Origin of the sequence: Oceanicaulis sp., from assembly GCF_965284345.1 — a bacterium.
In the GTDB taxonomy this organism is placed as follows: domain Bacteria; phylum Pseudomonadota; class Alphaproteobacteria; order Caulobacterales; family Maricaulaceae; genus Oceanicaulis; species Oceanicaulis alexandrii_A.
In genome coordinates, this window is sequence record NZ_OZ260073.1 from 2194170 (window position 1) to 2207216 (window position 13047).

Here is a 13047-nt window from a genome sequence, read left to right on the forward strand (position 1 = left end):
AACCAGAGCGGCGCGGGCGGCGAGCGTGTCCAGCATCTCAAGCCGCGCCTGGCCGGCTGTAGCGTCACCGCTGTCTTGCGCCAGCGCCGATCCCGTCAGCGCCGCAGCGCTTGCGAACACGGCGCAAAGCCCGGCCTTGATGGATGAATGCAGCATACTTCCCCTCCAGATTGCGCACCCTGATCTGACGCGCACTATAGCGGGAAACCCGGTCCTGAAAACCAATGTTTAGAAAGTATTAAGATTATTCCTCAGCGTCTGCCCCTCCCTGTCTGGCAGTCGTGCCCCGCCTCACCCGCCCCGTCTTCCGGCCGGGGCGGGAGGCCCAGTGCGGCGCGGTGCGCGGGGCTGAACTCTGCGTCCGGCTTCAGCCCGGCCTGCTGGCGCAGATGGGCGGCGAGGCGGTCGAGCCGGGCGTCCAGCTCGTCATAATAGCGCGCGCCGTCCTCCTCCGCCGCCTCGGGCGCCGGCGCGGCGCAGCTCTGCATCCGCTCGTAGCGTTCGGCCAGCCGCAGCGCCTGCTCGGCCTGGCGCAACCGCCCGGCTTCAGTCAGGCGCAGGGCGCGCTGTTTCAACCCCCGCGCCATCGCCGCCCATTGCGCGGGCGTGATCTCGGCGGCGTCGCTGTCCCCCTCCACCTCCACTTGAATCCCCGGCCCTGAGCCGGGGCCTCCATCAGAATGGAGCGCCAAACGCGGCGGGAGGTCCCGGCTCGCGCTGCGCGCGTCCGGGACTTCAGGAGGGGCGGGCGCGTCACCCCGCCCCGACGCGGCCCAGGCCGCTGCCTCCAGATCACAGACGCGAAAGCCATACGCCTCGGCCCAGCGATAAATCGTGCTCACCCCCACGCTGCAGGCGCGCGCGATCTCGGCGGTCTCCGCCCCCGCCTCCCGCATCGCCCTGGCCCGGGCGATCCTCGGATCTGTGATGTCAGGACTCTCAGCGCTCATGCCCGCAAGGATAGGGGGTGAGGGCGGGGTGGGGGATAGGGGTGGCGTTTTCCGCTTTAAACAACCTCTTTCCCGGCCCCCAATCAAGTTGAGGGTAAACTCCGTCCGGGACCCAGAGATCATCAAGCGCTGCGACTCCGGCTCTGGGCCCCGGCCTTCGCCGGGGAAGAGAAGAGGGAGTGAATCCCTGGCCCAGATACTGCGACCGCGCCGGGGCCTCTCTCCGCGTCTGGCGCTTTATCCTGATGGAGGTCCCGGCTCACGCTCCGCGCGTCCGGGAATTCAGTTTTGGAAGGGCGGTGCGTCCCCTCTCCCCCTTGACCAAGGGGGAGAGGCCGGGTGAGAGGGTGCGTTTCAACCGCGCTGCGGTTCAAGCCTGCCCCGCCGCTCACCCCTCACCTGTCCTCTCCCCTCAGGAAAGGGGAGAGGGACGCGCGTCGCCCGCTCAGGCCCACCCGCAAGCCATATACACCCCCTCTGTCCCGGCGAAGGCCGGGATCCAGAGATCATGAAGCGCCGCGTAACCGGCTCTGGGCCCCGGCCTTCGCCGGGGAAGAGAAGAAGAGCTTCTCCCCTCGGTCGTCGGGCTTGACCCGGGGACCCAGACCCAGCCGAGCCGCCGCATGGGCCTCCGGGTCAAGTCCGAAGGCCGAGAGGTTGGGGGCAATCACCCCCATACCCCCAATCGTCATCCCGGCCTTACACACCCCCTCTTTCCCGGCGCAGGCCGGGATCCAGAGATTATGAAGCGCTGCGTAACCGGCTCTGGAACCCGGTCTTCGCCGGGGAAGAGAAGTGGGGATTGCTCCCCACTCGTCATCCCGGCCTTGAGCCGGGATCTAACGCAAGCGTCTCAGCGATCAGAACAGAGCATTTCCGGTAGATCCCGGCGCGCTGCGCGTCCGGGATGACATGAGAGGGTGGTGATTGAATAGAGATCGTAGCCACCCCCTCCACGGGCGCAGTTACCCTGGCCCAACTGACATCATCTGAGAGGATTTCTGATGGTCAGGTGCAGGCCCCGCCGGAAGGGCCTGAAGCATAAATAAGGCTCAACGCTTTCTAGAAGGAGAAGCAATATGGGACTGTCATCGTACAAGCATATGGAAGTTTGCCCTGTATGTGGGGAGCAGTACCAATACGGACCTCATAAGTATGAAGGGCATAGGCTAGAGGCCTATGACATGCGGGTCTGTGATTGGTGCGAGGTCGGCAATCACGATGGATGGGCGCCTCATCACGAGGCGAAAATTCTGGAGCACTTGAAGGCTCGGAATTTGCCCGTACCGGAAAGGCTGCCAAATAAGATGCTGCCGTTTAATCCCTAGCCTGCCCAGCTGTCATCTAAGAGTTGAGCCGGGATACAGGGAGCTATAAAGCGCACCTCGCTGATTGCAAAGGGCCAAATAAAAATCAGGCAATATTTTTAGTGTTGTAGATAATCAGCTCTCATTGTTTTTTTGCCTGTCGGCAGCCCTCATTACGCGGTTTATTTCTTTTTCGAAATCAACTCTAGCTCGTGTTATTGGATTTTTAAGCCAATGACTACCTAGGCCTGCTTTCTGCGATGCAGCAATAATCGGACTGCGATGCAGCAATAATCGGATCAATTTCAGATTCGCAATAATCAAAAAACTCGCGAACGGCTTCTTTACGCATCTTAAGCCGTTTCGTTGGATCTTTCTCTTTGTAAATATCAGAGAAAAGAGTTTTAATTTTAGACCAGCTGTCGCTATTTGATATAAATGTATCATACAGCATATTTTCCAGATACACGAATAGAGTCACTAGTTCCCTCATGGTGTATCCGCCTAAACGCGTAGGAGAAATTATTGCATCAATAGTAACGGCCTGATGTGAGTTAGTAAATATTAACCTGCCTCGTACAAGGTCTTGAAGTACTTTGAGGCTAAATTTTTGGCTAATGCCAATTTTTTCTAAATCTTCAATTATTTCCCGCGCCTCTACGCCTTCAAATTTTTGATCACTTGCTAGGTTTACAATAGCATTGAGGCACACTAGTCTCAAAAACTGGATTTCTGATCTATGAAACTTTGCATCGAAAATATTCATAAATTCAGAGTGATTATCTGAATATACAGAGCTATTTCCAAGCATGATTGCACGAATAGCCTCGTGTTCCGCTAAGCGAAAGCTAGAGGCGGATCTGGGATCGTCATATCTAAGACGAAAATACTTTTCGATCGATGATGAATATCCAAACTGAAGAAATTGCCTCGTCATACGCAATGAAAGGCGGATGTCTCCGGTGGACGCAATGGAGATGAAGCGCCCAACATTTGTACCCAAAATACTTGTTTTCAACACTGAGACAATGTCAGCAGCATTGTCTATAATTATTTTCTTTCCTCTTCTGTCAAAATCCTCAACTTTTTGAGCGTGTAACAGCTTTTCAGCAATTTTGAATCTTGATGACAAAACTGCTTCGACTGGTGGTGAGTCGATATAAAAAGCATCATAATCAAATGCATCAAATATAGGTAAGAATCTATTTTTTACAAAAGTTTGATCTCTCATTGCTAAGAGTAAGTGGGCATTAATATTTCGAGCGAGTGATATAGCCTCGCTGAAAATAGACCCTTGAACGTCATCACTATCAATTTGGTCAACGTTGTCGACGACCAGGTAAATTGGGTGATTGTTAGAAATGAAGCTTAAGACTTTATCGACATATGGCTCTATGTCCTTAAAGTCTTTTTGAATATGGTTGTAGATTGCTGTAGTTTGAACGCTCTCATCAGTGAGAAGTGATAGGGGGCCTCGTTTAAGACCTTCTATTTCCGCTTCGTACGCAGGTTTGATATATGCTTCAAAATCTCCCAACTCTTCATCATGCAAAATGAATTCATGTATTAATTTATACAGAAAATCACGCGGAGAAGAAAATGGAGAAAAATCCCTAAAGTCACAATAAATCCAAATGGCGAATCCTGAGTTGGACCTGTCAAAAACTTCAGAGCAAGAAACATTTCTTAAATGGTGTATGAATGTGGTTTTTCCGGCACCCACTAAGCCTAGAGTCACGGTTGCGGTGGGTTTCGATATTATTGCTATTGACTCAATTTTTTGCTTGGCTTCTCTTAGGCCTTTGTTTGAGAGGGGGCGCATTGGCCGTGTTTTAAGAACTTGGTCTCTTTTCCTAATAGTCATGCCAATTCGTTCGTCGAAACGTATGCGATCCGGGGTTTGAACATAAGCATGTTCAATCACCTCAGGGTTCGTAGTAAGTAAATCTTCGGCGAAGGCTGTAACCATTGCTGGTTCAATGTGTTTATAGAGGCTAGTCCTAGATGGTTTGGAGAAGTGAGTAGGGTAAATTTGATTTATACGTCGAGTATCTTTTTGATTTTCTATGCCTCCAAGTAATGAATCGTCAAGAGATCCGGAAATCACACTTGAGCGTGAAAAAAGAGAAAGAAATTCTTGTCTGCTATTTCTCAATGCGGATTCGGCACTTGAGAATACAATTGCTGAACTATCCTCAAATGCTATTCCATCACGACGATTAACGGGAAAAAACACCCACACTTGGCCATTTGTTACTCCAGCAAAGCCAGCACCCTTTGACCTAGCTCCATCGCGTGCTTGTCTGATGGCCTGACCTAGAGCGCTGTTGAGCCATTCGCCCTTTAATTGAATTCTCCGTGACGTTGGTGCGTTTGAAAAGTCAGCACCAATTCGTTTTGCTTCAATCGCTATAATGTGTTGAGCAGTTGATATGGTGTAATCGATAAACTTATCTGAGCCATCTTCTCGCGTTCTGATTTCTACATTTACATCATCTCGATCCCAGCCAAGAAATTCGAAAACTACTCTATCTATGATTTTGAATCGTGTTTGCGCTTCATTGAAGTTTTGATTCTTGGCGCTAGAAATCTCACTTAAAATTATTTCAGTTTGCGTATCTAAATCTGGTTGGCTGGACGTTGAAGTCATTTAAATGCTCCGTGCCTACTTCTCGAATCTCTAAGCTATCTCATCAATAAGAAAGTTATTTACCCTAAAGTGAGCTTGCAACTGTAGGGAGGTATGTTTGCCGGAATCAACTCACGTAAGCGCTATCAAGAAGCCCCCTCTAGCTTCTTGATCTCATCCCTCAGCCTCGCCGCTTCCTCAAACTCCAGATCGGCCGCCGCCACACGCATGCGCTTCTCCAGATGCGCGATCGTGGCCTTGAGATTGTTGGGCTCGAAGCGGGCCTGATCCTCCGCCACTGCGCGCTCGCGTTTCTTGTCGCGGGATTTGCCGCGGCCTTTGGCGGTTTGCTCCATCACGCCTTGCAGAATGTCGCTGACGCCGCGGACCACGGTGCGCGGGGTGATGCCGTGTTCGAGATTGTGGGCGATCTGTTTTTCGCGGCGGCGCTCGGTCTCCTCCATCGCCCGCTCCATGGAGCCGGTGATGCGGTCGGCATAGAGGATCACTTTGGCGTCGGCGTTCCTTGCGGCGCGACCAATGGTTTGCACAAGGCTGGTTTCAGAGCGCAGGAAGCCTTCCTTGTCCGCATCGAGAATGCCGACGAGGCCGCATTCGGGGATATCCAGACCCTCGCGCAAGAGGTTGATGCCGACGAGGACGTCGTATTCGCCGAGGCGCAGATCGCGGATCAGCTCGATCCGCTCCACCGTGTCGATATCGGAATGCATGTAGCGGACCTTCAGCCCCTGCTCATGCATGTATTCGGTGAGGTCCTCGGCCATTTTCTTGGTGAGGGTGGTGATGAGGGTGCGAAAGCCCTTTTCGGCGGCTTTGCGGGCCTCCTCGATGATGTCGTCGACCTGGCTGGAGGTCTCGGTCTGCACCGGGCGGATTTCGACGGGCGGGTCGATCAGGCCGGTGGGGCGGATGACTTGCTCGGTGAAGACGCCGCCGGTCTGGTTTAATTCCCATTTGCCCGGCGTCGCGCTGACGTGCAGGGTTTGCGGGCGCATGGCCTCCCATTCCTCAAATTTGAGGGGGCGGTTATCGAGGCATGAGGGCAGGCGGAAGCCGTGCTCGGCCAGGGTGCGCTTGCGGCTGAAGTCGCCCTTATACATGGCGCCGAGCTGGGGCACCGTGACATGGCTTTCGTCGATGAAGACCAGCGCGTTATCGGGCATGTATTCAAACATGGTGGGGGGCGGCTCGCCGGGCTTGCGGCCGGTGAGATAGCGCGAATAGTTCTCGATCCCCATGCACGAACCGGTGGCCTCGAGCATTTCAAGGTCGAACTCGGTGCGCTGTTGCAGGCGCTGGGCCTCCAGCAGCTTGCCATTGGCCTCCATCCATTCCAGGCGCTCTTGGAGCTCGGTCTTGATGCTGACAATGGCCTGGTTCAGCGTCGGGCGCGGGGTGACATAGTGGGAGTTCGCGTAGACGCGGACCTTGTCGAGCGTGCTGATCGGATGGCCGGTGAGGGCGTCGAACTCGGTGATGGACTCAATCTCGTCGCCGAAAAAGCTGATGCGCCAGGCGCGGGCGTCATAGTGGGCGGGGAAGATCTCCAGCACGTCGCCGCGCAGACGAAACGTCCCGCGCTGGAAGGCGGCGTCGTTGCGGGTGTATTGCAGCGAGACGAGGTCGCGCATGACCTGGCGGGGATCTTTCTCCGCCCCCACCTCCAGATCGAATACCATGGCGGTATAGGTCTCCACCGAGCCGATGCCGTAAATGCAGGACACCGAGGCGACGATGATGACGTCGTCGCGCTCCAGGATCGCGCGGGTGGCGGCGTGGCGCATCCGGTCGATGGCCTCGTTGATGGTGGATTCCTTCTCGATGAAGGTGTCGGTGCGCGGCACATAGGCTTCAGGCTGGTAGTAGTCGTAGTAGGAGACGAAATACTCCACCGCATTATGGGGAAAATACGCCTTGAACTCGCCGTATAACTGGGCGGCCAGGGTTTTGTTCGGCGCCAGAATCAAAGCGGGACGCTGAACGTTTTCAATCACTTTCGCCATGGTGAACGTCTTGCCGGAGCCGGTGACTCCGAGGAGAACCTGGTCCTTCTCCGACTGATTGACCCCCTCCACCAGCTCCGCGATCGCATGGGGCTGGTCGCCGGCGGGTTCGTAGTCGGAGACCATCTGGAATTTCTGGCCGCCTTCGGATTTGTCCGGGCGGTCGGGGCGGTGCGGGGTCCAGTTCGCAGGCAGGCTCAGCGGATCCTTGATGGATCCGGACACGGGTTTGTCCAGAACGAAATCGGCCTGGGCCATGTCCTCGACGCCTTGCGGGGCGAGGGCGCTATCATCACGGGTCAGCTTGGGCATGAGCGCAATATGGGGGCGCTGCAACGGCTTGAACAGGGGGCGCGGAGCTGCAAGTCTTGTTTAACCGTTTGTGAGGCAATGTGCGGGTCACGGACATCAATCAGCAGGGTCGCTAAAGCGCCATGTCTCAAGGCAGTTTTGAACGAATCCGGGTGCTTATCGTTGAGGATAACGCCCACATGTCCTCGATCTTGCGCACGATTTTGCAGGGCTTCGGGGTGCGCTCGGTGATCGAAACCCGCGATGCGGCGGACGCGTTCGAGCTGATGCGCAACGCCAATCCGGATCTGGCGCTGGTCGATTACATGCTCGGCGATGTGGACGGGCTGGAATTCACCCGGCTGATCCGCACCGCATCCGACAGCCCCAACAAATATCTGCCGATCGTAATGGTGTCGGGCCACACCGACCGCTCGAAAGTCTTTGAAGCGATCAATGCGGGCGTGAACGAATATCTCGCCAAGCCGGTCCGTCCGGTGGACCTATATAATCGCCTTGTGACGCTAATTGAAAAGCCGCGGCGCTTTGTGAAGACGCCGGGCTATTTCGGTCCGGATCGCCGCCGCCGTCAGGACCCGCGTTATGCCGGTCCGTTCCGCCGCCATGGCGACAAGGAAGAGGGCAAGGGCTAGCCATCCAGGTTGAAAAATTCGCGTTCAGGGGATTGTTTTTCCCGTAATACGTGCCACGGTTCTCCTGTTGATTGAACAGGGAGTGACCGACATGCTTACGCTAATCACTGTCTCCATGGCGCTGGCCTTCAGCTCGCCGGACGCGGATCTCAAGGATAAAACCCAGCTTCAGCCTGCACAGGCCGAGCAGACCGTGGACATGTCCAAGCGGTTGAGCTCGGCTGAGCTGACGCGCCTGATCCCCGGCCAGCTGCCCGAGTATTGCGAAGCGTATTCAGGCCTCGAGCCCGTTACGGGCGACCTTCAGTGCGACTATGTGATTTGCCGTCCGCCGGGTGGTTTCTGGTCCTTGCATGAATGCTGGGAGTTCGGACTGTAACACTGGTCTGTCAGGCGCGGCGCTCTGCGCCGCGCCTGTAGGCATAACAGACGCGCGCGCTGGATCGCACTTCAGCGCGCGGCGTCCAGCAAGGCGCTGATGTCGGCATCTGTCGTACACCAGCTCGTCACGAAGCGGGCCGAGCCGTCCGGCCAGCTGTAGAACCCTGCGCCCGCCTCGCGCAGGCGAGCCGCAAGCCCGTCCTCAAGGCGAATAAAGACTTCATTGCCGTTCGTGGGATGCACCAGCTCGGCGCCGTCCACAGCCGACAGCCCGTCGGACAGACGCTTCGCCGCGGCGTTGGCCTGTTGCGCCAGATCCAGCCAGAGCCCCTTGTTCAGCCAGGCGCCCATCTGGGCGGAGACATACCGCATCTTGGGCAGCATCAGCCCGGCGCGTTTCTGATTGGCGAGCAGCTGGGGCAGGCGGTCCTTGACCGAAGGGAACAGGATGATCGCCTCGCTGGCCATCACGCCGTTCTTTGTGGCGCCCAGGCTGAGCGCGTCCACGCCGCGCTTCCAGGTCATCTCGGCGGGCGTGCAGCTCAGGGAGACCAACGCGTTGGTAAAGCGCGCGCCATCCATATGCACCAACAGATCGCGCGCTTTCGCCTGGCCGATCAAAACGTCCAACTCGTCCAGCGTATAGGCGCAGCCTGACTCATTGAGCTGGGAGAGGCTGAGCACGGCGGGCGGCGTGGCGTGGACGAAATCACTGGGCCATTGCCTTAATGTGTCGGCCAGCGCGTCAGGATGGATTTTGGCGTGCTCGCCCGCCAGCGGCAGCAGCTTGGCGCCGCGAGTGAAGAATTCCGGCGCGCCGCGTTCATCGCGATGGATATGCGCCTCGTCATGGCACAACACCATGGCGTCGGGCGGACACAGAACAGACAGCGCCAGTGCATTGGATGCTGTCCCGGAGACCGTGAAGACCACCTCAAGGTCCGTTTCAAACAGCTCGCAAAGCTGCTGCTTTACGGCCTGGCTGACCGGGTCGGCGCCATAGCTGGGGGCGAAGCCTTCATTGGCGCGAGCGAGCGCATCCAGCAAAGCGGGGTGGGCGGGGGCGGTGGTGTCGGACAGGAAGTTCATGGCCGCATGCAAGCGGTATTTCCCCCTTGCGGTCAATGCCGCAAGGGGGCGAGCCAGGATCAGGCTGCAGCTGGAGTAGCGCCGGCGGCGATAATTGTTTTCAGGGCGGTGTCCGTCAGCGGCTCGGCAAATTGCAGGCCCGCTTCGTCATCTTGCACCCAGATCACGGTCGCTTGGTTGTCCAGCGAGGGGCTGGCCAGCTTGATGCTCTGGCTTTCCTTCAGCCCGTTGCAGCTGACCCGTAATCCACGTTTCGTGACGTCGATCAGGTCGGCGCTGCGCCGCTGGTCGCCCACAAGCAGTACAGCGTTGTGGTCGGAGGGCTGACGCGTTTCACCACGGCTATCCGCCGCAGCGACGGCTTGCTGAACAATCTTGGGAATCGCCGTGCTGGCTTCATTCGCTGTCGTGGCCATGGTTTGCACCAGGCCCGCCATGCCTTCCGCATCCTTGGCGGAGCGCGTGGTCATCTCGACCAGTTCACTGATATCATTGCTCACGCGCGTCAGCGCTTCGCGGTTCTGGTCCACAAAGCTTGAGAGCGACCCTGTGGACGCGGATTGCTCTTCCATCGCGGCGGCGACGGACGCTGTCACCTCGCCAATATTTTCGATGGACTGGCTGATGGCGTTCATCGCCTCCACTGTCGATTGGGTGCGGTTCTGAATCTGGGAGACGCGCTCTGCGATCTGGGTGGTGGACTGGTTGGTCTGGGCGGCCAGCGCCTTCACCTCGCTTGCGACCACCGCGAAGCCCTTGCCGGCGTCTCCGGCCCGCGCGGCTTCGATGGTGGCGTTCAAAGCCAGAAGATTGGTCTGCTCGGCGATATCGGTGATGATCCCGATGAAGTCGCTGATCTGTTGCGCAGCTTCATTGAGCTCTTCCACGCTTTGCCGCGAGCGGTTCGCTTCGCCCATGGCGTTGCGCGCCAGGGCGTCGCCGCGTGTGATTTGCTGGGTGACTTCGCCAATGGCCGCCGAAAGTTCAGACGCCAGTTCTGCGGCGCGGCCGGTATGCTTGACGTTTTGCTCAGTCGCCTGGGTGACCTGATCCGCCCTGTGACCGGCCGATTCCAGCGTGCCGCGGATCGTGTCGCTGTTGGATTTGAGTGATTGAGCGGCGTCGGCGACGGACCCGACTGATTCCAGTGTCGCCGCTTCCACGTGGATCGCCATCTCGCTAAGGACCTTGCGGCGCTCTCTCATGGCCGCCTGTTCCATGCCTGCCCGCTCCTGGACCGCTTTCTCTCGCTCATGCGTCGCCGTACGGAAAGATTCCGCGGTTCGCGCCAGAACGCCGATCTCATCGCCACGGTCCGCGCCAGTGATCTCCACGTCCGTATCGCCGTCCGCCAATTTATTAAGGCAGGTGGTGATCACCCCTAGAGGGCGGACCACGGACCACATGAGAGCAGTGGTCGCCAGCAGCGTAATCACTGCGATGATGACAGTCAGCGCCAGCATTTGAAGGGCGCTCGATTGGGCGCTTGCCCGCAAGTCAAAGGCGTTGCGAATGATGGCTTGGGAAAGGTCGGTTTCCAGCGACATCAAGAGTTCTATGCGCGCACTGGTCAGTTCAAACCAGTCGGTGCCGGACATATCCGCCAGCGGCGCGCCATAGCCCGCAGCGATAAGGTTCTCACGCGCCGCCTCAACGGCCACAGCCTCGGGTTGCGCGAGAAGGGTATCGAGCCTTTGCGTCCAATCTGATCCCATCAATTCACGAAACTCGACGAAATAGGCGGACTGTTGCGCCATCAGATTGATCGCGCTTTGGTGACGCGCCTGAGATAGGGAACGTGAGGCGTATACATTGGAGCCGACAGCGCGTTCGATGCCGGCTTTCTCTTTGGCGGACATCAGATTGAGCAGGCCGATCAATTGTCCCGCCAGATCCGCCGAACTTGTTAAGTGAGACAGCTCCGCCACGGTCTCCAGCATCAATGTGATGGTTTGGGTATAGTGTCCGACTGTTTGACCCGTCGTCAGCGACAAGTCGTCAATTTGCATGCGATGGGGGCTCAGCTCCGCCAGGTGTTCATCCACCTGTTCAAGCAGATGATTGAGTTTGGGGTGGTCGAGCATGACGCCGGCTCTGATTCGCGATGTCCGGTATTGATTGAGGGCGCTGTCGGTTTCGGCGCGCTGATTGTCCAACAAGCGTCGGTATGTGTCGCCGCCCTGGCTGCCGACAAATCCGGCGGAACGACCGCGCTCGCGCTGAAGTTGATGAACTAAAAGACTTATCTCGCGACTGAATTGCGTCTTTTTTTCAACCTTCTTCATGTCCTCGGAGATGGCCCATTGGCCAAGGACCATACTGCCAGCAAAGAAAAGAAGCGCCAGTGTTGGCAATAAGGCGGACAGGACCATCCGCACAGTCACAGACAAGTTGGACAACATCGCAAGATCTCCCAGAGCGCGCGCAGAGCGTCGCCTTCTTGGGTTGCTTAGCGATTAACCACTCGCGTGGAACGCGCATGCGGTCAGTCAGGCGCGTATGGATCAGAAACCGGATTGCCCAGATTGTCCGTTCGGGCGTCCTGATCGCGCTGCATGGCGCGGGTCACGCCGGGAGTTGCGATCGCTTCATGACGCGCTTCGCTGAGCGCCAGCATGATCCGCTCCACTTGAGAGGGGTTCGCCCCCAGCTGACGCAACTGGAACGCCATGCGATCCATGTCTTCGATGAACTCCGGCGACGCCTCGCTCAGGGCCTGAAGCCCGAAGCGCGCCAGCTCGGCGGATCGCGGATTAGGACCGTCCGGACACTCCCCCGCTTCAAGATTGGCTTGGGATGAGGACAGACAAAAGCTCTCTCGTACAGTGCCCGCCACGCCGTTCAGGGACAGGGCGATTTGAAAATCGGCAGGGTTCAGACGGGTTTCAGCCCGCGCCAGAATATCGGCGAAACTGGGGAGCCGGGCGGCGGCGCGCGGCGGCGACGGAGTGATCTGGGTTGTGGCGACAGGACCATTTGCGGACGCTAGGGCGGGCGAGACCGTCTGGCCCGCGCCAGAGGCGCGCGAACGGGCGCCGGGCGCAGGCGCGTCGGCCGTGACGGCTGGGTCGGTTGTCTCTGCCGCCGGGCCGGGTACGGGTTCGTCAGGCGACAGAGCCTCGTCCACAGGGGCGTCCGCGCCGGGGTCTTCAGAGGTGACGGGCTCAGCGGCGGCGATCTCGTTCACCGGCGCCGGCTCAGCTGTCGCCGGGTCGGTTTCAATGTCCGCCAAGGGCGGTTCGACCAGTCGGGCGTCGCTTTCGGCGTCCGGGGCGCTGACTGTGTAAAAGCGCACATCCAGTCCTTCGATGACGTTCGTGATCCGAAACAGCTCCGCCGGAGGGGTGCGGATCAGCAGCGCCAGCATGGCCAAGTGCACACTGATCGCCAGCCCGAGCGGCAGGCTGCGCCGGATCGCGTCGCGCAACCGGTCAGGGCTGAGGGCGGGGAGCGGGGAAGCGGAGAGACTCACAGCGCAACAGATGAGGCCATTGCGCCGGGGTTTCAATCTCGTATCAGTCTCTGAGGGCGCCGAGCACTGTCGTTCGTGGCGCCTCATGGGCGATAAACAGGGAGTCTGCGCCGCTGGCCGAGCCCGCATACAGCGTCCAGGCGGCGGCGACCAGGCACAGGGCCGCGAGGCTGAGGCCCAAAAGGCCCATGCTGGATGTGTTCTGCTTCATCGTCTCGCCCTCCCCTGACCTGCCTAGTGTGCGGCGTGTG

General features: G+C 58.1%; 9 protein-coding genes and 1 pseudogene. 2 read left to right on the forward strand and 8 right to left on the reverse strand.

What is annotated here, in order from left to right; all coding sequences use genetic code 11:
• Window positions 1-251: 251 nt before the first annotated feature.
• The 4 genes and pseudogenes from ACQ66J_RS10560 to uvrB form a co-directional block, all read right to left on the reverse strand.
• Window positions 252-692 (reverse strand): hypothetical protein, encoded by a 441-nt coding sequence (locus tag ACQ66J_RS10560; protein ID WP_430432267.1) that lies wholly within the window; start codon window positions 690-692, stop codon window positions 252-254.
• Window positions 693-836: 144 nt separating this feature from the next.
• Window positions 837-1073, reverse strand: a pseudogene (locus ACQ66J_RS10565) (hypothetical protein); the annotation flags it as partial.
• Window positions 1074-2495: 1422 nt separating this feature from the next.
• Window positions 2496-4907, reverse strand: a complete 2412-nt coding sequence (locus ACQ66J_RS10570) for a hypothetical protein (RefSeq protein ID WP_430431600.1) — start codon at window positions 4905-4907, stop codon at window positions 2496-2498.
• Between the two features lie 125 nt (window positions 4908-5032).
• The gene (gene uvrB / locus ACQ66J_RS10575; RefSeq protein ID WP_430432249.1) at window positions 5033-7168 is read right to left on the reverse strand and encodes an excinuclease ABC subunit UvrB; all 2136 of its coding nucleotides are present in this window, start codon (window positions 7166-7168) and stop codon (window positions 5033-5035) included.
• 176 nt (window positions 7169-7344) lie between these two features.
• On the opposite strand from uvrB, the gene ACQ66J_RS10580 reads away from it, so the two are divergent.
• Window positions 7345-7854 carry a response regulator gene (locus tag ACQ66J_RS10580; protein ID WP_375549803.1) on the forward strand — a complete coding sequence of 170 codons (510 nt, stop codon included), beginning with the start codon at window positions 7345-7347 and terminating at the stop codon, window positions 7852-7854.
• A gap of 91 nt (window positions 7855-7945) precedes the next feature.
• Window positions 7946-8233 (forward strand): hypothetical protein, encoded by a 288-nt coding sequence (locus ACQ66J_RS10585; protein WP_430431601.1) that lies wholly within the window; start codon window positions 7946-7948, stop codon window positions 8231-8233.
• A 71-nt stretch (window positions 8234-8304) separates the two neighbouring features.
• Here ACQ66J_RS10585 and ACQ66J_RS10590 read toward each other — a convergent pair whose 3' ends face one another.
• The 4 genes from ACQ66J_RS10590 to ACQ66J_RS10605 form a co-directional block, all read right to left on the reverse strand.
• Entirely contained in the window at window positions 8305-9324 is a 1020-nt protein-coding gene (locus ACQ66J_RS10590; protein ID WP_430431602.1) for a threonine aldolase family protein, read from the reverse strand.
• A 59-nt stretch (window positions 9325-9383) separates the two neighbouring features.
• A complete protein-coding gene (locus tag ACQ66J_RS10595) occupies window positions 9384-11726 on the reverse strand; it encodes a methyl-accepting chemotaxis protein (protein ID WP_430431603.1) in 2343 nt (780 codons plus the stop codon).
• Window positions 11727-11809: 83 nt separating this feature from the next.
• Window positions 11810-12751, reverse strand: coding sequence for a hypothetical protein (locus ACQ66J_RS10600; protein WP_430431604.1), 942 nt, complete (start codon window positions 12749-12751; stop codon window positions 11810-11812).
• A gap of 88 nt (window positions 12752-12839) precedes the next feature.
• The gene (locus ACQ66J_RS10605; protein ID WP_430431605.1) at window positions 12840-13007 is read right to left on the reverse strand and encodes a hypothetical protein; all 168 of its coding nucleotides are present in this window, start codon (window positions 13005-13007) and stop codon (window positions 12840-12842) included.
• Between the last annotated feature and the right edge of the window lie 40 nt (window positions 13008-13047).